The sequence below is a fragment of the Streptomyces sp. NPDC040410 genome, from assembly GCF_055595715.1.
On record NZ_JBVIVK010000002.1, the window covers coordinates 91,628 to 112,785 of the forward strand.

Genomic DNA, 21,158 nt, shown 5'->3' on the forward strand with positions numbered 1-21,158 from the left:
GGTCACACGGCGTTGAGTCGGTCCTCGAAGACGAGTGAGCACTGGTTCAGCGCCGTCTTCCAGTTTGCCGCGACGTGGTTGGTATCGCGGGCTTGGGGGTGATCAGCTCGCGGACGGCGAGGTAGAGCACCTTCAACGCGGTTTGGTCGGAGGGGAAGTGCTCGCGGTTGCGGGTGGTCTCCCGCAGCCGGGCGTTGATCGACTCGATCAGGATCGTGGAGTAGACCACCCTCCTTACCTCCGGCGGGAAGGCCAGGTAAGGCGTGAATTCGCTCCAAACAACTCTACCTTCTTCCTAGAACGGGAAGCCGCTCCTGCCGTGCTGGACCGAGATCCACTTCAGCGTGGTGAACGCGTCCAGCATCGTCTCGCCGTTGAGGCGGCCGAGTCCGGAGCTCTTCTCGCCGCCGAAGGGGACGATCGGCTCGTCGTGGACCGTGCCGTCGTTCACGTGGAACATGCCCGTGTCGATCTGCTTGGCGAAGTTCACGCCGCGCTCGATGTCACCGGTATGGACCGCGCCGCTGAGGCCGTACGGGGTGTCGTTGACGAGGCGTACGGCCTCCTCCTCGCCGTCGAACGGGACGAGGAAGGCGACCGGGCCGAACAGTTCCTGCTGAAGCAGGGGCGAGTCGGCGGGGATGCCCGTGAGAACGGAGGGCTCGACCAGGTTGTCGGTGGTCGCGCCGTGCACCAGCGCCGTGGCGCCCTCGGCGATCGCCTGCTCCACAGCGGCCGAAATGGCGTCCGCCTGAGAGGAGTTGATGACCGGGCCGATGATGGTCTCGGGGTCACGCGGGTCGCCCGCCTTGAGGGTCTTGACCTTGGCGACGAACTTCTCGGTGAACTCGTCCGCGACCGAGCGGTCGACCAGGACACGGTTGGCGGCCATGCAGACCTGGCCCTGGTGGACGTACCGGCTGAAGACGGCCGCGTCGACGGCGTAGTCGAGGTCGGCGTCGTCGAGGACCACCAGCGCGCTGTTGCCGCCGAGTTCGAGGATCGAGCGCTTGAAGTGCGAGGCGCAGACGGTGGCGACGTGGCGGCCGACCTTGTCGGAGCCGGTGAAGGAGATGACCTTCGGGACGGGGTGTCCGATGAAGGCGTCGCCGATCTCCGCGATGTCGGTGATGACGACGTTGAGCAGGCCGCCGGGCAGGCCGGCCTCCTCGAAGACCTTCGCGACCAGCGAGCCGCCGACGATCGGGGTGTTCTGGTGCGGCTTGAGGACCACGGCGTTGCCGAGGGCCAGCGCGGGCGCCACGGACTTGATCGACAGCAGGAACGGGAAGTTGAAGGGGCTGATGATGCCCACGACGCCGACCGGCACGCGGTAGACGCGGTTCTCCTTGCCGTCGATCGGCGACGGAATGATCCGGCCCTCGGGGCGCAGCGCCAGGTGGACCGCCTCGCGCAGGAACTCCTTGGCGAGGTGGAGTTCGAAGCCGGCCTTCAGACGCGTGCCGCCGAGCTCGGCGATGATCGCCTCGGCGATCTCCTCCTCGCGCTCCTCGATCACTCTGAGGGCCTTCTCGAAGACGGCGCGGCGGGCGTAGGCGTTGGTCGCCGCCCACTCCTTCTGGGCGCGCGCGGCCGCCCGGTAGGCGTCGTCGACCTCGTCGACCGTGGCTATGGTGATCGACGCCAGCTTCTCGCCGTCGTACGGGTTGAAGTCGATGATGTCCCAGGAGCCTGTGCCCGGGCGCCACTCACCGTCGATGTACTGCTGGGCCAGGTCGGTGAAGTAGGACGACGACATGTGATCCCTCAATCCCTTGCTGCCGTGCGGACGCAGCCGCAGCAGACGAAGCAGACACCCTGATCAGCTTCACGGTCTGATCACACGTCATCGTACTTGTGTTTCAAGTGAGTTGGGGTGGGCGCACGGGATCCGCAGGCGGACATGGGGAGAACCCTCAGGAGAGCTGGAGCAGCCCCCTCAGCAGGTCCCGGCTCTCGTCCGGTCCCGGGCTCTCCTGCTGCAGTTCCTTGAGCGCCTTCTCGTACTGGGCGACGTCCTCGTGCTTGTCCAGGTACAGCGCGCTGGTGAGCTGCTCCAGGTAGACGACGTCCGACAGGTCGGACTCCGGGAAGCTGAGGATGGTGAACGCGCCGGACTCGCCGGAGTGGCCGCCGAGGCTGAACGGCATGATCTGCAGCCGCACGTTGGGCCGTTCGGAGAGGTCGATCAGGTGCTGGAGCTGGCCGCGCGTCACCTCACGGTCGCCGTACGGCCGGCGCAGGGCCGCCTCGTCCAGGACGATGTGGAACTCCGGGGCACTGTCCGACAGGAGGTACTTCTGCCGCTCCAGGCGCAGTGCCACGCGCCGCTCGACGTCCTCCTCGCTCGCGCCTTTCATGCCGCGCCGCACGACCGCGCGGGCGTACGCCGGGGTCTGCAGCAGTCCGTGCACGAACTGGACCTCGTAGGCACGGATGAGGGAGGCGGCGCCTTCCAGGCCCACATACGTGGGGAACCAGCTCGGCAGCACGTCCGAGTAACTGTGCCACCAGCCCGCGACGTTGGCCTCCCTGGCGAGGGAGAGCAGTGAGTTGCGCTCCGCCTCGTCCGTGATGCCGTACAGCGTCAGCAGGTCTTCCACGTCCCGCGTCTTGAAGCTCACCCGGCCCAGCTCCATCCGGCTGATCTTCGACTCGGACGCACGGATCGAGTACCCCGCAGCTTCACGCGTGATGCCGCGCGCCTCACGCAGTCGCCTGAGTTGCGAGCCGAGCAGCATGCGCCGCACCACCGATCCGGGCTCTCCCGCGCTCACGTTCGCCAGCCTCCCCAACCGTCTTCAGGGGCCGAAGTCTGCCACTAAATCACTCCGAGCAGTACTCGCCCGATTACAGAGATGGCAATAAGTCAAAGATTCCGCACAGGACCGGGGTGGGTTGCGGGGAGGAAGTGACAAGCACGGGACGCGAATATGGCGGAAAAAATGACCAACAAGCGGTACGGGAGGGCCCATTTCGGTCGCGTGCACGTGCATCTGCCCTTGCATCTGCTGTACGCATCCGAAACCATGGTCCCGCGCAACCGCTGCATCGCACCGACCGCGAATTCCCGGGAGTGCCTCGCATGGGGACGAATGGATCGACCATGCTCGAGCCGTTACGGCAGGGCCTTCCGCCGCTGGACCCCGCGGCCGTGTCCAGCGCCGCCTCCTGCGCTCTGCCCGCCCGCTACGAAGCGGTGCGCGACGCACGCCAGTTCACCCGCAGAACGCTGGAACAGTGGGAGCTGGGCGACCTCTTCGACGACGTCTGTCTCGTGGTCTCCGAACTCGTCACCAACGCCCTGCGGCACGCACTGCCGGCCAACGCCCCGCGGGTGCCGGAGCAGAAACAGCCCGTGCGGCTGCACCTGATGCGCTGGACCGAGCGGCTGGTGTGCGCGGTGCGCGACCCCAGTCACGACAGTCCGGTGACGCGCGCGGCCGACGACTGCTCGGCGGAGTCGGGCCGCGGCCTCTTCCTCGTCGACTCCTTCGCCGACAGCTGGGGCTGGCACCCGCTCGCCGGCACGCTGGGCGGCAAGGTCGTCTGGGCGCTGTTCCTCCTGGAGCCCCAGTCGGCCGAATGATGAACCGCGGCACCTTCTGACGCCACGGTTCTACGCGCGTCACACACCGTGGAGCCCGTGTCACGCACCGCAAGACTCCGCCGCGCCCCGTGGGGAGCCGTTCGCCGACGGCGGCTTCCGCGGGTCGGGCCGCCGTCAGCCCGCTATCAGGTGGTCGAACTCGCCGTCCTTGATGCCCAGGAGCATCGCCTCGATCTCCGCGCGCGTGTAGACGAGCGCGGGACCGTCGGGAAAGCGGGAGTTGCGCACGGCCACGTCTCCACCAGGCAGCCGGGCGAACTCCACGCAGGATCCCTGCGAGTTGCTGTGCCGGCTCTTCTGCCAGGCCACCCCCTGCAGGTGCGTGGCCGCCATGCCGTTGTGCACGTCGATCACGTTGTACCCCCCGTACACGCCGTCAACGTCGTGGTCCACAGGTCGCTCCCCGGTGGTGCACTGGCTGGTGTGCCATTGATGCAGTACTCAACAGACCCGGATCATAACCCTGTTCATGTGCAGACGCATGGGCAGATGCACGTGCACGTGGGGTGGTCCTGCGGTTACGGCTTTGACGACCGCCTTACCGAACTCGTTCCAGCGTCTGCCCCGGCGCTCGCAGTACATGCGACAGCCGGCCTCCGCCCATGATCCCGCGCGCCGCAACTGAGCTGGATCGCCCGGATCGACCACCCTGCTACTAGAACCAGACGCGTTCCGTGGCCTTCATGTTCCGGCGTCCACGTGATCGTCCGGTCGACGGCACCGGCCGGATCCGCGTCGGCCCAGCGGACGATCAGCATCCGCTCAACCTCGAAGGCGAGAAAACCGCACGTCAACCACGCTGGAGCAGCTCGGGTCCGGGCGCGGTACCGAGGTCCGGGCGCGGTACCGAGGTCATTCGATTGCGGTGCCCGGCCTCCGGCCGAAAGTTCTCGGCACTCTGCATCTGCCACTGCACGAGCAGTTCGGGCTCGGTCGGAGATAGGCAGGAGATGCCGTATGCGTCCAACCGGGGCATCTCCTGCCCGTGGGACCTGCCTGTAGGACCTGCCTGTGGGACCTGCCTGTGGGACCTGCCTGTAGGACCTGCCTGTGGGACCTGCCTGTGGGCCGCCTTCAGCGGCTGGAGTACGGCAGCAGCGCCATCTCCCGCGCGTTCTTGATCGCGCGGGCCAGCAGCCGCTGCTGCTGTGCCGTGACCCGGGTGACGCGGCGGCTGCGGATCCTGCCGCGGTCGGAGATGAACTTCCGCAGCAGATCAGTGTCCTTGTAGTCGATGTACTCGACCACGGCCTGGTCCAGCGGGCTGGGCCGGGACGTGGCGGGCTTGCGGTCGGCCTTGCGGGACATGAGTGGTCAGACCTCCAGGAGGGTGTCGAAGGCGGGCGGGAGCCGCTTCCAGGCGTCGCGCCCGGCGGCGTACTCGGCGTCGGTCAGCAGGCAGGACTCGAGAAGTCGCTCAAGGCCGTCGCGGTCGAGGCCGGGGGACGTGAAGACGAGGTGCTGGCAGCAGTCGCCGTGCGCGGGGTGCCAGTCCAGCGCGGCGGCGGCGCGGCGCACCGGCGGGACCATCTCCCAGGCCGCGTCCGGCAGGGCGGCCAGCCACGGGCCGGCGCTCTCCACGCACAGGGCCCCGCCCGCGGCGTCCCAGTGCAGCAGCATGTCGGGCCGGTCGGCGAGCCAGAACCGGCCCCGGCTGCGGGCGGCCGCGCAGGCGATGTCCTCCAGCGCGTCGTACAGCCGCTCCGGATGGAAGGGGCGGCGCCGGTGCCAGACCAGCGTCGACACTCCGTGCGCGTCGGCCTCGGCGGGCAGGAGCGCGCAGGCGGGGTGCTGGGCGGCCGCCGCGGCTTCCACGTCGAAGCCGGCGAGGGCGGCCCGGGCGAGTGCCGACGGTGCGCCCGCCAGGTCACCGGACGGTGCGCCCGCCAGGTCGCTCGACCGTGCGCCCGTCAGGTCACCGTGGCCGATCGGGACCTGACGGGCCGTCGGATGCAGCTGGGCGAGCAGCTCGCGGTCCTCGTCGTCGGCCTCCGGGGAGTCGGCCACGGCAAGGACGGGGGCGTACTCCAGCTGGCGTGCGAAGGTGTCGGCCACCGTCCGCCGGTCGGTGGCCGCGGCGGCGAGTCCGCATTCGGCGAGGTCGTCGCCGTTGCCGAGGCACGGCAGCAGCAGCGCGGGATCGACGGCGGTGATCACGCCGGTGACGGTGAGCCCGCCGGCCGCGATCACCTCGGCCATGGCCTTGGGCTCGACGGAGTCCCACAGCTCGACGACCGCGAGGCTCGTCGCGCCGCCTTCGGCGAGCCGGCGCAGCTCCGGCACCAGGTCCTCGCGCAGGGCACAGCACGCGCAGTCGTTGACGAGGGGCGTCTCGCCGACGGACAGGACGCCGGTGGCGTCGCGGAGGGTCCGTACGACCGTGCCGGCCGCGGCCGTCGCCAGGTCGTGGTGGAGCGCGACGCTGCCGGGCACGTCGGCGAGGAGCCGCGCGACGGCCGCGCCGCGGGCGTCGGCGTGCAGCCCGCCGACGATCACGACCGACAGGCTCATGCCCCGCCCCGCTTCCCGTACCGGCGCTCGAAGCGCTCGACGCGCCCGGCGGTGTCCACGACGCGGGCCGTGCCCGTGCAGAAGGGGTGGCTGACGTCCGAGATCTCGACGTCGACGACCGGGTAGGTGGCGTCGTCCTCCCACTCGATCGTCCTGCTGCCGGTCATCGTCGAGCGGGTGAGGAAGGCGTGGTTCGCGGCGCGGTCGCGGAAGACGACGGGGCCGTATGGCGGGTGGATTCCCTTGCGCATGGCGGTTCAGCGCTCCTCTCGGAAGTCGATGTGACGGCCGAGGACCGGGTCGCACTTGCGCAGGGTCAGCCGGTCCGGGTCGTTGCGGCGGTTCTTGCGGGTCACGTAGGTGAAGCCGGTCCCGGCGGTGGACCGGAGCCTGATGACCGGGCGGAGTTCGTTGCGTGCCATGCTGGTATCTTACTGAAAATGAATTCCATTAGCATCACAATGGACGGCATCGACCCAGGAGAGGTACGTCACCCGTGTCCGCGCACTGCATGCTGACCGGCGCCCAGCCCGGCTTCGGCAACCGCGTCTCCCACTCCCACCGGCGCACCGCGCGCCGCTTCGACCCCAACATCCAGTCCAGGCGCTACTGGCTGCCGAGCGAGGGCCGGTACGTACGGCTGCGGCTGAGCGCCAAGGGGATCAAGACCGTCGACGCGATCGGCATCGAGGCGGCCGTGGTCCGGATCAGGGCCCGGGGGGTGCGTGTCTGATGGCGAAGAAGAGCAAGATCGCGAAGAACGAGCGGCGACAGGAGATCGTCGCCCGCTACGCCGCGCGCCGTGCCGAGCTGAAAGAGATCCTCCGCCGGCCGTCGTCGACGGAGGCCGACCGGCTCGCCGCCGGGCGGGAACTGCGCCGGCAGCCACGGGACGCGAGCGCCACCCGCGTACGCCACCGCGATCAGGTGGACGGGCGGCCCCGCGGCTACTTCCGCGCCTTCGGGCTGTCCCGGGTGAGTCTGCGGGAGCAGGCGCATGCCGGGTATCTGCCGGGGGTCCGCAAGTCGTCCTGGTAGACCCCCTGGTAACTTGCTGCGATCGTTCCGGCCAAAGGCCGACCGGCAGCGGGCCCGACCGCTGCGGGCGGCCCCGACCGGCTACAGCTTGGGAGCTTCCAGTGACTACGGCGACTTCGGCGACCGTCCCGCGTCCCTCGCGCCGGCCGACCCGTCGGCGGGCGCGGACGGCCGCGGCAGCCGCGGGCCTCACGGGCACGCTGCTGCTGACCGCGTGCAGCGGTGACGGCGGCCCGGACGACGAGACGCCGGCAGACGCGAGCGCGTCCGCGAGCGCGGACACGGGCGGCGGCACCGGCGGGTCGGCGTCCGCGTCCCCCGCCGGCAAGCTGGAGGGCAGCTGGCTCGCGACGACCGACGGCAAGGCCGTGGCGCTGGTGATCACCGGAACCCGGGCCGGGCTCTTCACCACCGGCGGGACGGTGTGCAGCGGCACCGCGGGCGAGGAGGCGGGGATGCAGATGATCCACCTCGAGTGCACGGACCGCAGCAAGGACCGGTCCAGCGGCATGGTCGACTCCGTCGGAACGAAGACGCTGAAGGTGACCTGGGAGAACGGTCTCGGCGCGGAGACGTACACCAAGAGCGAGGGCGGCACGCTGCCGTCGGGGCTGCCCACGGCCGGCCTCGGGTCGTAGGGCGCCCGCACGGGACTCTCAGCCGGGGCGGGCAACCGGCGCCCAGGTCCGTGCGTGATGATCCATGCCCGAGATCACCGACGTACCGACGTCCCGCCCCGGAGGACCCCACATGCGCGCCATCCCCATCGCCGTCACCGCCCTCACCGCGGCACTCCTCCTGACCGCCTGCGACGACAGCGGGGACAGCGGCGACGGCTCCTCCGCGGGCCAGGACAAGACGGCGTGCAAGATCGACGAGGTCGCGGTGGACGTCGGGCCCGCCAGCGCCGCTCCCGCCCCCGGCGACACCGGCAACGTCCCCGTCACGATCACCAACCGCGGCTCCGGGTGCACTCTCGACGGCCTGCCCGCCGTCGGCCTCCACGCGGGCGGCACCTCCGCCACCGTCGCACCGGACGAGGCCGCCAAGGCCCGGAAGCTGACCCTCGCGAAGGGCGCCGCCGTGTCCTTCACGATCACCTACGTACGGGGCGAGGCGGGGGGCGGGAAGAGCCTCGCCGTGAAGACGGTGAAGTTCAGCCTGCCCGGCGCCACGGACACCCACAGCTTCCCGTGGTCGTACGGCGACGTGGCGTTGAAGGCCGTGGGCGAACCGGACGCCTCGGTGAGCCCCTTCCAGCAGGCGGGCGACTGAGGTCGTCGGCGGCGGCGTCCCTGGCGGGCGCGCGACCGAGGTTCAGAAGGGCGGCCCGGGTCTCAGCGCAGTGGTCGCCGGGCCCTGACCCGCGCCCGGTCGGCCGCCTCGGAACCCTCCGTCCAGCCCGCCTCGTCGCTGACGCCGCGCAGGCGGGTCGTGGTCGTCTCCGGGAAGAGGCGGTCCAGACGGTCGCCGACCGCGATCTCGCGGGTTGCGAGGACCGGGAGGAGGTCCGCGGCCACCCGGGTCTCGGCGGCCGCCGTGAGGTGGGTGCCGATGCGGTGGGCGTAGGCCGCGAGGAAGGACTGCCGGAAGGTCTTGGTCCGCTTGCGGCCGCCCGCCCGCTGGGCGGCCTCCGCCTTCGTCAGCGCGCTCTGGGCCTGTACGAGGAGGGAGGTGTAGAGGAGTTCGACCGCCTCCAGGTCGGCCTCGAAACCGACGACCGTCGAGAAACCGAGGGGTTCGTTCCACACGGCCCGGCAGTGGTTCGCGCCGGCCACCGCGTCCAGCAGCACCGCCTTTGCCTGCTCGTACGGCGGCTCGACGCCTATCCGGCAGGCGCCGGGCGCGTCCCCGGCCGGCGCCCGCGCCGCCAGCAGCGCCTCGTCGATGCTGTGCCGGGCCATCAGCTCCTGCGCCTTGGCACTGAGCGCCTCCGCCTCCTGCGGGAAGCCGGTCGCCTCCGCCTTGGCGAGCAGGGCACGGATGCGGGACAGCATGCGGGACTCGGGCCGCCGTTCACGGTGCGGCTCCTCCCGCGGTTCCTCCAGCGGTTGCAGCGCGGGCAGCCGCAGCAGCAGGCGGTACAGCTCCAGGACGGCGGTGGCGTGCGTGAAGCGGTCGGCGCGGGGCGGCGCCTCGGTGGCGGGTCCGTCCGGCTGGGCGAGCTGTGCCAGCTGCGCGGTCCAGCGGGGGCCACGCGGCCGGTCCTGCGACGCCTGCGCGTGGATCAGCGCCGACACCAGGCGTGTGTGCACGTCGTCCAGCTCACGCCGCACGATCCGTACGACGTCCGCGGGCTGCCAGCCGCGCCGCCAGGCCGCCGCCACGAACTCCTCGCCGCGCCAGGCGAGTTCGGCGTCCGCCGACAGGTCGGCGGCGAGCAGGGACGCGCCGGTGTCGAGAGCGGAGTCGGTGTCGGCGTAGAGGGCGGCCTGGAAGGCGCGGTCGACGGTGCTGGGCGTACTCACCCGGCGATCGTCTCACTCCCCGGAAGTCGGCCGCCCGCCCCCTGGGCGGCTTCGAGGATGGCGGCCGACCCCGGCCGCGAGGCTCGTGCGGCCCGCGCGGAGCAAGGGTGGGCCCGCGCCGAGCAAGGGCGGCCCCGCGCCGAGCAGGCGCGAAGGCAGCCGTGAGGGCTCGCCCAAAGCCGGGCCGAGCAGGGCCGGGGTCGGGCGCGAAGGCAGCCGTGAGGGCTCGCCCAAAGCCGGGCCGAGCAGGGCCGGGGTCGTTGTCAGACCCCCCTGCCACACTCGCAGCATGGCCGACCGGTGGGCTCTCGCTCCGGCCGAGGACGGTGGCGTGGAGATCGCCCCCCTCGGTCCCGGCGGGCTGCCCGCCGGGCCCGTCCTGCGGGAGGCGGACCTCGCCGCGGCCGTGCGCGGGCGGCCCGGGGTCACGCGGTGGGTGTGGCGGTCGACGGCCGAGGTCTATCCGCGTCTGCTCGCCACGGGGGTGCGAGTGGAGCGGTGTTATGACATCGAGGACGCGGAGACGCTCCTCCTCGGCCACGAGGGCCGGTACGGCGAACCCCGCTCGGCCGCCGCCGCCCTGGCCCGGCTGCGCGGCGGCCCCGTACCGCCCGACCCGCCGCAGAGGTCCGCCGAACCCGGATCGCAGTCCCCGCTCTTCGAACCGCAGACCGTCCACCTGCCGCTGGCCGACCTCGCCGAGGTGTACGCCGACCAGCAGCGCCGGCACGACCGGGCCGCCCACCCGGAGCGCATGCGACTGCTGACGGCGGCCGAGTCCGCGGGGATGCTGGTCGCCGCCGAGATGAACCGGTCCGGACTGCCGTGGAGCGCCGACGTACACCGCGAGGTGCTGCACGAACTGCTCGGCGAGCGGTACGCGGGCGGTGGCGAGCCCCGCCGTCTGGCCGAGCTCGCGGACGAGGTGTCCGCCGCCTTCGGCCGCCGCGTCCGGCCCGACCTGCCCGCCGACGTCATCAAGGCGTTCGCGCAGGCGGGAATCAGGATCAGGTCGACCCGCCGCTGGGAGATCGAGTCGATCGACCATCCGGCGGTGAAGCCGCTGGTCGAGTACAAGAAGCTGTACCGCATCTGGGTCGCGCACGGCTGGTCCTGGCTCCAGGACTGGGTGCGCGACGGCCGGTTCCGGCCCGAGTTCCTCGCGGGCGGCACCGTCACCGGCCGCTGGGTCACCAACGGCGGGGGCGCCCTGCAGATCCCCAAGGTCATCCGGCGTGCCGTCGTGGCCGACCCCGGCTGGCGGCTCGTCGTCGCCGACGCCGACCAGATGGAGCCACGCGTGCTGGCGGCGATCTCCCGTGACCCGGGTCTGATGGAGGTGGCGGGCCGGGAGAGCGATCTGTACCAGTCCGTCTCCGACCGGGCCTTCTCCGGCGACCGCGCCCAGGCCAAGCTCGCCGTGCTCGGCGCGGTCTACGGCCAGACCTCCGGCGACGGCCTCAAGAACCTCGCCGCGCTCAGACGCCGCTTCCCCAGGGCGGTCGCGTACGTCGACGACGCGGCCCGCGCGGGCGAGGAGGGGCGGCTCGTCCGCACCTGGCTCGGGCGGACCTGCCCGCCGGCGGCCGGGGCGGGCGACGACGCGGCGGAGGAGGCGGGTATCCCGGCGACGGAGGACGAGGCGGGCGGGCAGGAGTGGGTTCCCGGATACGCCTCGACCGACGCCCGGGCCCGCGGCCGCTTCGCCCGCAACTTCGTCGTCCAGGGAAGCGCCGCCGACTGGGCCCTGCTGCTGCTCGCCGCGCTGCGCCAGGCCTGCGCGGACATGGCGGCCGAGCTGGTCTTCTTCCAGCACGACGAGGTGATCGTGCACTGTCCGGAGGAGGAGGCCGAGGCGGTCGTGACGGCGATCCGGGAGGCGGCGGACCTGGCGGGCCGGCTGACGTTCGGCGAGACGCCGGTGCGGTTTCCGTTCACGACGGCGGTGGTGGAGTGCTATGCGGACGCGAAGTGAGCGGCAGCTGTCGGGCGTTGCGCCGGCCGGTGGCGGGCGGCAGCTGTCGGGCGTTGCACCCATGTGGCGAGTGACGGCTGTCGGGCGTTGCGCCGACCGGTGGCGGGCGGCAGCTGTCGGGCGTTGCGCCGACCGGTGGCGGGCGGCAGCTGTCGGGCGTTGCGCCGGCCGGTGGTGAGCGGCGGGCCGCGGTCGGCGCGCTGCCGCGCGATGATCAACCCGCTGCGCCCAGCAACTCCCTCAACTCCGCCACCAGCGCTTTCTCGTCCGTCCCGTCCAGCGCGTCGAGGGCCGACCGCCACTCCTCGTACGCCTCCCCGGCGCGCCCCTGTTCCCGCAGCAGGAGCCCGTGCTGGTGGCGGGCGAGAGCGCCCGTGTAGTGGTCGCCGCGGGCGTCCGCGCGGCGCAGCAGCTCGGCGCACTCCCGGCGGGCCCGTTCCGCGTGTCCGAGCAGTTGCAGCGAGCGAACCAGGCCGAGCCGGGTCTGCGACTCGCCGTGCCAGTCACCGCGGCCGCCGAGGATGCGCAGGCTCTCCTCGAAGTGGGGTACGGCGGCGGCCGGTTCGCCGAGGGCCTGATGCGCGTAGCCGATATTGCAGTGCGCGGAGTGCTGCACGATGACGTTGCCGATCTCGTCGCCGATGGCGAGTGACCGCCGGTGGTGCTCGATGGCGGCCCGCGGGTCGGTGTGCTCGTACAGGTTGCCGAGGTGGCTGTATGTCACGGCCTCGCCGTGCGGGTCGTTCAGCTCCCGTGAGTACTCCAGGCTCTGGCGCAGCGCCCGTGCGGACTCGGCGTAGCGGCCCAGCCCTTCGAGCAGCAGCCCGCGGTTGTTGAGGCACCGCCGCATCCAGGACACCGCGCCGAGCCGCCGCCAGATCGTCAGGGCCCGGTCGTTGAGGGTGAGGGCCTCGCTCTGCCGGCCGGTCAGGAAGTGCACGCCCGCGAGGTCGCCCAGCGCGTACGCCTCGGCCGCCTCGTCACCGAGCCGCCGCGCCACCTTGAGGGCGGCCCGGCCGAGGACCTCCATCTCGGCCATACGGCCGCTGCGCAGGAGGTACGGGAAGAAGAGGCGCAGGAGGGCGGAGACGCGGGAGGCCGTGCGGTCGTCGGGGGCATCGGCGTACCGCTCCACCAGCGCCACGATGTTCTCCAGCTCCAGGTCACCCCAGGCGAAGGCCTCTTCGGAGCTGCCGAACGGCCGGGCGGCGGCGACGTGCACCGCGTGTTCGCGCAGCTGCGCCGCGGTGGGCCGGCGGCGGTCGTCCTGGTCGCGGCCCGGTTCGACGATCGCGGTGAGGGTGCGTTCGGCGACGGCGGCGTACCAGCTCAGGGCGTCCTCGGCGGCGCTGGCGTCGGGTTCCGATCCGGCCAGTTCGCGGGCGAAGTCGCGGACCAGGTCGTGGGGTGCGTAGCGGCCGTACGCGGTCTCCTCCAGGAGGGCCACGTCGACGAGGCGGTCGAGGGCGGCCTCGGCGCGGGCCGTGTCGGTGCCGATGAGGCGGGCGAGGAGAGGGGCGCCGTAGGCGGGGAGGTCGAGGCCGCCGATGCGGCGCAGGGCGACTGCGGCGTCCCGGTCGGCGCGGCGGTCCGAGGCGGCGAGCGCGTCATGGGCGACGGCCAGGGAGCGGCGGACGCTGAGGTCGTCGTACTCCAGGTGCTGCAACCGTCCTTCGGTCGCTGCCAGTTGGCCGGCCAACGCGTCCGCGGTGAGGGCGCTGCGCGCGGCCAGCCGGGCGGCGACGACGCGCAGGGCGAGCGGGAGGCGGCCGGTGAGTTCGACGAGGGGGTGGCCCGCGTGGAGGGCGTCCCGGCCGGAGACAGCCCGCAGCAGCGCCGCGCTGTCCTCGTCGCTCAGGGGGGCGAGCGGGAAGCGGCGGGCCCCGTCGAGCGCGGTGAGCGGCGAACGGCTGGTGACGATCACCGCGCACCCGGCGCCGGCGGGCAGCAGCGGTCGTATCTGCGCGGCGTTCGCGGCGTCGTCCAGCACTATCAGCGTGCGGGTCGGCGCGAGCAGCGAGCGCAGCAACGCAGCGGCGGCGTCGGGGTGTTCGGGGGTGCGGCGGGCTTCGGCGCCGAGGTCACGGAGCAGCGCCTTGAGCGCCTGACCGGGCGTGAGGGGGGTCATGCCGGGGGTGGCGCCGTGCAGGTTGACGTAGAGCTGGCCGTCGGGGAAGCGTTCCCGCAGCCCGTGCGCGACATACAGGGCGAGCGCGCTCTTGCCGACGCCGGCCATGCCGCTGATGACGGCGACGGACGGCTGCCCGCCGGCGGTGACGGCGCGGCGCAGGCCGTCCAGTACGGCGCTTCTGCCAGTGAACTGGCCGGGAGGCGGCGGGAGTTGGGCAGGGCGCGGTGGCGGCGGGACGACGGTGGGCGGGGTGTCCGGGCGCTCGGACGCCGGGTGGACTGCGCGCTCGGCTGCCGTGGGGGCGGGGGCGGCTGCCGGGTCTGCAGTGCCGGAGGGGGACAGGCGGGCCGTGCCGGCGGCGGGTGGGCGGGCCATGTGGGCGGCGGCGTGGCTGCCGGCCTTGCCCGCGGCGGCGTGTCTGCCGCCCGCATCGGAGGCGACGGCGTCGGGAGCGCCCCGCAGCACCTCCACATGCGCCTCCCGAACTGTCGGTCCCGGCTCGATGCCGAGTTCCTCGACGAGACGGGTGCGCAGGTCGCGGTGGACGGCCAGGGCCTCGGCCTGCCGGCCCGTGCGGTGCAGGGCGAGCATCAGCTGGCGGTGGTACGCCTCCCGCAGCGGATGCTCCGCGGCGAGCGCCGCCAACTCCGGTACGAGGGCGTCGAGTCGTGGGCCGGGGGCGGTGAGCTCGGCGTCGTACCGCCACTCGAGGAGAAGCAGCCGCGCCTCCTCCAGCCGCTGCACGAAGGCGTACCCGCCGAAGTCGGACGGCAGGCCGCTCAGCGGCGTGCCCCGCCACAGCGCGAGCGCCGCCTCGCACTCGCGCACGACCCGCTCCCAGTTCCGGGCGGCGTATGCCCCGCGCGCCGCGGCGACATGCCGTTCGAAGACGTGGACGTCCAACTCGCCCGGCTCGACCCGCAGCAGATAGCCGGGCGCCACCGCCCTCAGCCGCTCGGGCGCGTCGAGCAGTCGCCGCAGCCTGGTCACATGGTTGTGCAGCGAGGCCCGGGCGGACGGCGGCGGGGCGCCGCCCCACAGCGCGTCCTGGAGCGAGTCGACGGAGACGACCCGGCCGGCTTCGAGCAGCAGGGCGGCGAGCAGGGCCCGTGCCTTGGGACTTCGGATGGTCCGCACGCCCTGCTGGACTTCGCCGGAACCGCCCTGGGCGTCGTACAGGACCGGCGGCCCCAGCAGCCCGAACCGCAGCGCGCACCCCATCACGCCGTCCACTGCCTTCCTGCGTGCCTTCCGGCCTTGCGGTCCGACGTCATTGCGTCCCGGGGTCCCGCGGACCCGCGGTACCGCGTTCTTGCGCGCCTGCGGTCCTGGCGGAGTTCCGCTCCCTGCAGGGCGGTTCCCGCCAATGGGAGAACCGTTGGCCACATGTTAGCGATTCGTTGGTGCGGCCTGATGTGATCACTTCATCGGATCTGGCCGGAGGGCGCGCGCGTATGACGCGCAACTCGGGGGAGTGCCGCCGTCGCGGCCGGATCCGGGGACGCAAGAGGGTCCCGGTCGGCGGAGGTGAACGACCGGGACCCTCGTCCAATCGCTCGCCGGCCCGCATCAGATGACGGGTGGCCGCCCCAGCCGGCGGAGCCGCCACACCGTCCCCCCAGCGCATCGGCCGCCGCTCACCGGCCGACTCCCGTACACCCTCCGCGAACCCACCGAACCAGGCACGCGGCCCGGCCGCCCAACGGACCCCTACGAGCGTGTTCGGGCGCGTACCGGATCCGCCGGCCCGCGTCCGCGGCCCGGTAGGCCAGGTCCGTCTCCTCGTGTGCGAAGAAGGACCCGGCCGGCCGGTCCTCGATCTGACGGAGCATCGCCGTCCGGAAGGCGCGACCGTCGCCGAGGAACCCGGGACCACCGCCGAGGAACCCGGGATCACCGCCGCGGGACAGCCATCGCCGCGGCCCTCGCCAAGCAGTACGGCATGTTCCGCCGCCTCCACAGGGTCACGCGAGGGGCGGACCTCCGCGTGACCCGGCACCTGGCAGAACTGCCGACGCGAACACATGCCGTACGACCGCATCCGGCTGCTGCGGCGATGACTCTCGAAGCCCGGTCCCCCCGGCTCCTCGCAGTCGTTCAGCGCCGCGGGCGCGCGCTCGCCAACAGCCTGAGCACGTCGCCGAGTTGCCGGCGCACGCCCGGATCGGCGATGAGCCCCTCCGCGTCGGCCTTGACGCGGTCCACCGAGATCTTCACGCAGGCCGGCTCCACGATGTCCGCGCCGGTGTAGCCCAGGACCGTCCTCAGCGTGGCCTCCGCGCCCTGACCGCGGCCCGGGGCGGCGGCGTTGACCCAGGCCACCGGCTTGTCGCAGATCTCGGTGCCGCCGACCGTCCAGTCCAGCAAGTTCTTGAACGAACCCGGCAGGGTGCCCGCGTACTCCGGGGTGCAGATCAGGATCCCGTCCGCCCGCTGGATCGCCGCCCGCAGCCCGGCCACCGGAGCCGGCAACGGGTCGGCGTCGTCATCGGGGTTGAAGTGTGGAAGGTCGGCCAAGCCCTCGTGCAGGACGGTGCCAACCCCCACGGACGGCGCCACGGCCTGCGCGGTGCGCAGCACGGCCTCGTTGGTGGAGCCGTTTCGCAGACTTCCCGACAGCAACATGATCAACGGCAGGGTCGACATCCGATCAACCTACCGCCTCGGTCCCGCGATCCGAACGCCTACGGGCGGCGCAGCCTCACCCTCTGAGCGACGCGGGACGACTGCGGAGGGCCGAATGTCAGGCCCGGCGGCGGAGTCGTATCTCGATGACGATGGCAGCACCCATGGCCAGAACCCAGACGACCCCGTACAGGGCCCACCTGTTCGTCGCCGCCCCACCCAAGCCAACTGGCGCCCATCCCGGTCAGTGTCAGTCCGCAGGCCAGGGCGCCCTGACCTGCCCGCCCCGGCGGCGGCCGAGTCGGGCCGTGTGGCGGTGCCTGCCCCGCTCTGAGGGTTTTCTGGGGCATCGAGTACGGCGGTCTGCGGTGCCGGAGGGGCCAGAACCGAGGTCGGCGCCTCGTGCCAGGCGGACGTGGAGCCGGGGCCTGCCGCAGCACCAGCGGCGGCGGTGGCTGGTGCCGGGGCGCTGTCTTCGAGCACTTCGGTCAGGGCCTGGCGCATCCTGGTCGCGCTGCTGAAACGCTCCTCGGGGTTCTTGGCCAGGGCCCGCAGGATGACGGCGTCCACAGCCGGTGGGATCTGGGGACACAGCCCGGACGGCGGGACGGGATCCATGCTCAGGTGCTGGTTCATCACGGCCACAGACCCAGCAAGAGGCGATGCGGGACGCCGCCGGCGAACGGCGGCAAGACCACGACGTCGTGTTCTCACGACCGGACGGACGCCCACTCGACCCGCGCGCCGACTATTTGATCAGCGTCCGACACCGCCCCTGCCGTGAGGCGCTGGTCGGCGGCCCACGGGCGCCACGGTGGCACCTCGGCGCGCGCTGTCCGCCATGCCTCGTCGGGGGCACACTGGAGACGACGGGGCGACCGCCGGGCAGCCTCCGGGCGGGCCGAGGGCCGCTCCTCCAGGCTGCCTTCCGGCCGGCCGGCCGGCCGGTGGCGGGCGGATCAGTACGGCGGGAGCGGAGATGGCTGAGGCTTCCGAAGCAGCCACGCGGGACGGACCTACGAGCGTTGGTTGCCAGATGGACGAGACCGGGTTGCGCCGACTGCTCGCCGGTCTGACTGCGGTCCGGGACGGCGATTTCCGCACCCGGATCCCCGAAGACGGCGACGGGCTGCTCGGCGAGATCGCCATGGTCTTCAACGGCATGCTGGACCAGCTGTCACGGTTCACCTCCGAGGTGACCCGGGTGGCCCGCGAGGTCGGCAGCGAGGGCCGCCTCGGCGGGCAGGCCCGGGTGCCGGACGTGTCGGGGTCGTGGAAGGACCTCACCGAGTCGGTGAACGCCATGGCGGGCAACCTCACCACTCAGGTGCGGAACATCGCGCAGGTGGCCACCGCCGTGGCCTGCGGCGACCTCTCCCAGAAGATCACCGTGGACGCTCGCGGGGAGATCCTGGAGCTCAAGGAGACCATCAACACGATGGTCGACCAGCTTTCGGCGTTTGCCGACGAGGTGACCCGGGTGGCCCGCGAGGTGGGCACCGAGGGCAACCTCGGCGGCCAGGCCACCGTCCGCGGGGTCTCCGGCACCTGGAAGGACCTCACCGACAACGTCAACGTCATGGCGTCCAATCTCACCGGCCAGGTGCGGAACATCGCGCAGGTGGCCACCGCCGTTGCCCGGGGAGACCTCTCCCAGCGGATCGTCGTCGAGGCCAAGGGGGAGGTCGCCGCACTCGCAGAGGTCATCAACACCATGGTCGACACCCTGTCCGCGTTCGCCGACGAGGTGACCAGGGTGGCCTCCGAGGTGGGCACCGACGGCATCCTCGGCGGCCAGGCCCGGGTGCCGCATGTGGCGGGTACCTGGAAGGACCTCACGGACAGCGTCAACTCCATGGCGAACAACCTGACCGGCCAGGTCCGCAACATCGCCCAGGTCACCACCGCCGTCGCGGGCGGCGACCTCACCCGCAAGATAGACGTGGACGCCCGCGGGGAGATCCTGGAACTCAAGACCACCATCAACACCATGGTCGACCAGCTGTCCTCCTTCGCAGCGGAGGTGACCCGGGTGGCCCGCGAGGTCGGCAGCGAGGGCCGCCTCGGCGGGCAGGCCGAAGTGGAGGGCGTCTCGGGCACCTGGAAGCGGCTCACCGAGAACGTCAACGAGCTGGCCGGCAACCTCACCCGGCAGGTCCGCGCGATCGCCGGGGTCACCAGCGCGGTGGCCGAGGGCGACCTCACCCGCTCCATCACCGTGGACGCCTCCGGAGAGGTCGCCGAGCTCAAGGACAACATCAACGCCATGGTGAAGTCGCTGCGCCAGACCACCCAGGCCAACCAGGAGCAGGACTGGCTCAAGACCAACCTGGCCCGGATCTCCGGCCTGATACAGGGCCGCCGCGATCTCGCCGACGTCGCCAGGCTGATCATGGACGAGCTGGTGCCGCTGGTCTCCGCCCAGTACGGCGCCTTCTTCCTCACCGAGGACACCCACGAAGGCGTGCAGCTGTGCCTCATCGACTCCTACGGACGTCCCGAGGGCTCCCGCCGCCCCACCCGGTTCAGCCTCGGCGAGTCGCTGGTGGGTCAGGCCGCCCGCAGCCGACGCACCATCGCGGTGGACCGCGTCCCGGCCGACTACGTCACCATCTCCTCCGGCCTCGGCGATGCGGCCCCCGCCAGCCTGGTCGTGCTGCCCGTCATGGCGGAGGAGCAGGTGCTCGGCGTCATCGAGCTGGCCTCCACCGGCCGCTTCACCCCGGTGCACCGGGCCTTCCTGGACCAGCTGATGGAGACCGTCGGCGTCAACGTCAACACCATCATCGCCAACGCCCGCACCGACGAGCTCCTGGGCGAGTCCCAGCGCCTCGCGGGCGAGCTTCAGGCCCGTTCGGAGGAACTCCAGGTCCGCCAGGAGGAACTGCAGTACTCCAACGCCGAGCTTGAGGAGAAGGCCGCGCTGCTGGCCAGCCAGAACCGCGACATCGAGACGAAGAACCTGGAGATCGAGCAGGCACGGCAGGAGCTCGAGGCCCGGGCCCGGGAGCTCGCCCGTGCCTCCAAGTACAAGTCGGAGTTCCTGGCCAACATGAGCCACGAGCTGCGGACCCCGCTCAACAGCCTGCTCATCCTCGCCCAGCTGCTGGCCCAGAACCCCGGCCGCAACCTCACCACGAAGCAGGTGGAGTACGCGGAAGTCATCCACTCCGCCGGCTCCGACCTGCTCCAGCTGATCAACGACATCCTCGACCTGTCCAAGGTCGAGGCAGGGAAGATGGACATCAGCCCCGAGCGCTTCCAGCTGCGTGAGCTGCTGGACTACCTGGAGGCCGCCTTCCGCCCCCTGACCTCCCAGAAAGGACTGGAGTTCCGGGTCGTCACGGCAGCCGGAGTCCCGTTCGAACTGGTCACCGACGAGTCCCGGCTGCGCCAGGTGCTCCGCAACCTGCTCTCCAACGCGGTGAAGTTCACCGAGGCAGGCCATGTCGAGCTGCGGATCGAAACCGTCGACACGGGCGCCTCCGACCTGCCCGACGCCGTCCGCCGCGGCAGCCCCGCCCTGGCCTTCCGAATCAGCGACACCGGCATCGGCATCTCGGCCCAGCACCTGGAGAACATCTTCGGAGCCTTCCAGCAGGCCGACGGCACCACCAGCCGCAAGTACGGAGGAACCGGCCTCGGCCTGTCCATCTGCCGCGAGATCGCCTACCTGCTCGGCGGCTCCATCCACGCCCGGAGCACCCTCGGCGAGGGCAGCTGCTTCACCCTGTACCTGCCGACCGTGCACCCCGCCGTCCAGGACGCGGCGGCCCCACCGGCAGCCGCATCAGCCCCTGCTGCGGCTGTGCCCGGCGCCGAGCCACGCGACCGCCTGGGCACCGCGCCCGGCGGCCTGGGACGCCCAGGCGAAGTCGGCCTCGCCGCGGACGCCGACGGGGCGCCACCCGCGCAACGCCGCGTGCTGGTCGTCGAGGCCAGGCCGCGCGGGCTGCTGTCCCTGCTGACCGAGAGCGCCGTCGCCGATCTGCCCGGGGTCCCCTCGCCCGTCCGGGTGGGCACCGCCGCCGACCCCGGGGAGGCGGCGGCCGCACTGGCCGGCCGGACCCACCACTGCGCAGTGGTGGACTGCGGCCTGCCCTGCGAGGGTGCGGGCGAACTGCTGCATCTCCTCGACGCCGACCAGGCCCTGCGCCATGTCCCCGTCCTGGTCCACTGCGGCCACCCGGCGCCCGCGGCCGAGGAGGAGCACCGGCTCCGGGCCCGCGCCGGCGCCCAGCCGCTCGAAGTGCTCACCAGTCTGGACGAGCTGCGCGAACGCATCGTGCTGCACCTGACCGCCGAGGGCCCCGGCGACGCCCTGCCGCTGGTACACACGCCGGGAACCATGCCGGAGCCCGCACATCCGGAGGCCGAGGCGCTGGCCGGCCACACCGTACTGATCGTCGACGACGACGCCCGGAACGTCTTCGCCCTCACCAGCATCCTGGAGCTGCACGGCATGCGCGTCGTGCACGCCGAGAACGGCCGGGAAGGCGTCGACGCACTGGCCGACGAGGACATCGACCTGGTCCTGATGGATGTGATGATGCCGGAGATGGACGGCTACGCCGCCACCGCGGCGATCCGCGCCCTGCCCAGGCGCCGCCGTGTGCCGATCATCGCGGTCACCGCCAAGGCCATGTCCGGTGACCGGGAGAAGTGCCTGGCCGCCGGGGCCGACGACTACGTGCCCAAGCCCGTCGACGCGCAGCAGCTCGTCACCTGCATGCGCCGCTGGCTCGACCTGTGATGTGCTTGGGCTGGGTACCGGGCGAGCAGCCGCCCGCCCGGATCTCC

The 21,158-nt window shown here is 72.1% G+C and carries 17 protein-coding genes and 2 pseudogenes; 7 read left to right on the forward strand and 12 right to left on the reverse strand.

Going from position 1 to position 21,158, the window contains the following annotated elements:
* Positions 1-2: 2 nt before the first annotated feature.
* From ACZ562_RS04420 to ACZ562_RS04430, 3 genes and pseudogenes are all read right to left on the reverse strand, one after another.
* A pseudogene (locus tag ACZ562_RS04420) lies at positions 3-286 on the reverse strand (transposase); the annotation flags it as partial.
* A 9-nt stretch (positions 287-295) separates the two neighbouring features.
* The gene (locus ACZ562_RS04425; protein WP_471174149.1) at positions 296-1,759 is read right to left on the reverse strand and encodes an aldehyde dehydrogenase family protein; all 1,464 of its coding nucleotides are present in this window, start codon (positions 1,757-1,759) and stop codon (positions 296-298) included.
* Between the two features lie 157 nt (positions 1,760-1,916).
* Positions 1,917-2,741 carry a helix-turn-helix domain-containing protein gene (locus ACZ562_RS04430; RefSeq protein ID WP_471174757.1) on the reverse strand — a complete coding sequence of 275 codons (825 nt, stop codon included), beginning with the start codon at positions 2,739-2,741 and terminating at the stop codon, positions 1,917-1,919.
* A 344-nt stretch (positions 2,742-3,085) separates the two neighbouring features.
* Between ACZ562_RS04430 and ACZ562_RS04435 the strand changes: the two genes are divergently transcribed.
* Positions 3,086-3,589 (forward strand): ATP-binding protein, encoded by a 504-nt coding sequence (locus ACZ562_RS04435; protein WP_471174150.1) that lies wholly within the window; start codon positions 3,086-3,088, stop codon positions 3,587-3,589.
* 135 nt (positions 3,590-3,724) lie between these two features.
* On the opposite strand, the gene ACZ562_RS04440 is transcribed toward ACZ562_RS04435, so the two are convergent.
* The 5 genes from ACZ562_RS04440 to rpmG all read right to left on the reverse strand — a co-directional run bounded on the left by ACZ562_RS04440 (position 3,725) and on the right by rpmG (position 6,543).
* A complete protein-coding gene (locus ACZ562_RS04440) occupies positions 3,725-4,003 on the reverse strand; it encodes a DUF397 domain-containing protein (RefSeq protein ID WP_471174151.1) in 279 nt (92 codons plus the stop codon).
* 681 nt (positions 4,004-4,684) lie between these two features.
* Positions 4,685-4,918, reverse strand: coding sequence for a 30S ribosomal protein S18 (gene rpsR / locus ACZ562_RS04445; RefSeq protein ID WP_471174152.1), 234 nt, complete (start codon positions 4,916-4,918; stop codon positions 4,685-4,687).
* A 6-nt stretch (positions 4,919-4,924) separates the two neighbouring features.
* Positions 4,925-6,121 carry a CobW family GTP-binding protein gene (locus ACZ562_RS04450; RefSeq protein WP_471174153.1) on the reverse strand — a complete coding sequence of 399 codons (1,197 nt, stop codon included), beginning with the start codon at positions 6,119-6,121 and terminating at the stop codon, positions 4,925-4,927.
* A complete protein-coding gene (locus ACZ562_RS04455) occupies positions 6,118-6,372 on the reverse strand; it encodes a type B 50S ribosomal protein L31 (protein WP_471174154.1) in 255 nt (84 codons plus the stop codon). Before ACZ562_RS04455 ends, ACZ562_RS04450 begins: the two co-directional genes overlap by 4 nt.
* Before the next feature lie 6 nt (positions 6,373-6,378).
* Positions 6,379-6,543, reverse strand: a complete 165-nt coding sequence (rpmG, locus tag ACZ562_RS04460) for a 50S ribosomal protein L33 (protein ID WP_471174155.1) — start codon at positions 6,541-6,543, stop codon at positions 6,379-6,381.
* A 74-nt stretch (positions 6,544-6,617) separates the two neighbouring features.
* On the opposite strand from rpmG, the gene rpmB reads away from it, so the two are divergent.
* The 4 genes from rpmB to ACZ562_RS04480 all read left to right on the forward strand — a co-directional run bounded on the left by rpmB (position 6,618) and on the right by ACZ562_RS04480 (position 8,434).
* Entirely contained in the window at positions 6,618-6,854 is a 237-nt protein-coding gene (gene rpmB / locus ACZ562_RS04465) for a 50S ribosomal protein L28 (protein ID WP_471174156.1), read from the forward strand.
* Positions 6,854-7,159 (forward strand): 30S ribosomal protein S14, encoded by a 306-nt coding sequence (gene rpsN, locus ACZ562_RS04470; protein WP_471174157.1) that lies wholly within the window; start codon positions 6,854-6,856, stop codon positions 7,157-7,159. Before rpmB ends, rpsN begins: the two co-directional genes overlap by 1 nt.
* 101 nt (positions 7,160-7,260) lie before the next feature.
* The gene (locus ACZ562_RS04475) at positions 7,261-7,797 is read left to right on the forward strand and encodes a hypothetical protein (protein WP_471174158.1); all 537 of its coding nucleotides are present in this window, start codon (positions 7,261-7,263) and stop codon (positions 7,795-7,797) included.
* Positions 7,798-7,909: 112 nt separating this feature from the next.
* Entirely contained in the window at positions 7,910-8,434 is a 525-nt protein-coding gene (locus ACZ562_RS04480; RefSeq protein WP_471174159.1) for a DUF4232 domain-containing protein, read from the forward strand.
* A gap of 62 nt (positions 8,435-8,496) precedes the next feature.
* Here the strand turns inward: ACZ562_RS04480 and ACZ562_RS04485 are convergent, their stop codons facing one another.
* A complete protein-coding gene (locus tag ACZ562_RS04485) occupies positions 8,497-9,627 on the reverse strand; it encodes a DUF2786 domain-containing protein (RefSeq protein ID WP_471174160.1) in 1,131 nt (376 codons plus the stop codon).
* A gap of 289 nt (positions 9,628-9,916) precedes the next feature.
* Here ACZ562_RS04485 and ACZ562_RS04490 point away from each other — a divergent pair, with 289 nt between their 5' ends.
* The gene (locus ACZ562_RS04490) at positions 9,917-11,602 is read left to right on the forward strand and encodes a bifunctional 3'-5' exonuclease/DNA polymerase (protein ID WP_471174161.1); all 1,686 of its coding nucleotides are present in this window, start codon (positions 9,917-9,919) and stop codon (positions 11,600-11,602) included.
* Positions 11,603-11,816: 214 nt separating this feature from the next.
* On the opposite strand, the gene ACZ562_RS04495 is transcribed toward ACZ562_RS04490, so the two are convergent.
* From ACZ562_RS04495 to ACZ562_RS04505, 3 genes and pseudogenes are all read right to left on the reverse strand, one after another.
* Positions 11,817-14,954 (reverse strand): AfsR/SARP family transcriptional regulator, encoded by a 3,138-nt coding sequence (locus tag ACZ562_RS04495; RefSeq protein WP_471174759.1) that lies wholly within the window; start codon positions 14,952-14,954, stop codon positions 11,817-11,819.
* A gap of 348 nt (positions 14,955-15,302) precedes the next feature.
* Positions 15,303-15,631, reverse strand: a pseudogene (locus ACZ562_RS04500) (glycosyltransferase family 2 protein); the annotation flags it as partial.
* Positions 15,632-15,830: 199 nt separating this feature from the next.
* Positions 15,831-16,379, reverse strand: coding sequence for an NADPH-dependent FMN reductase (locus ACZ562_RS04505; protein WP_471174162.1), 549 nt, complete (start codon positions 16,377-16,379; stop codon positions 15,831-15,833).
* Positions 16,380-17,337: 958 nt separating this feature from the next.
* Here ACZ562_RS04505 and ACZ562_RS04510 point away from each other — a divergent pair.
* Positions 17,338-21,111 (forward strand): HAMP domain-containing protein, encoded by a 3,774-nt coding sequence (locus ACZ562_RS04510; protein WP_471174163.1) that lies wholly within the window; start codon positions 17,338-17,340, stop codon positions 21,109-21,111.
* Positions 21,112-21,158: the final 47 nt, after the last annotated feature.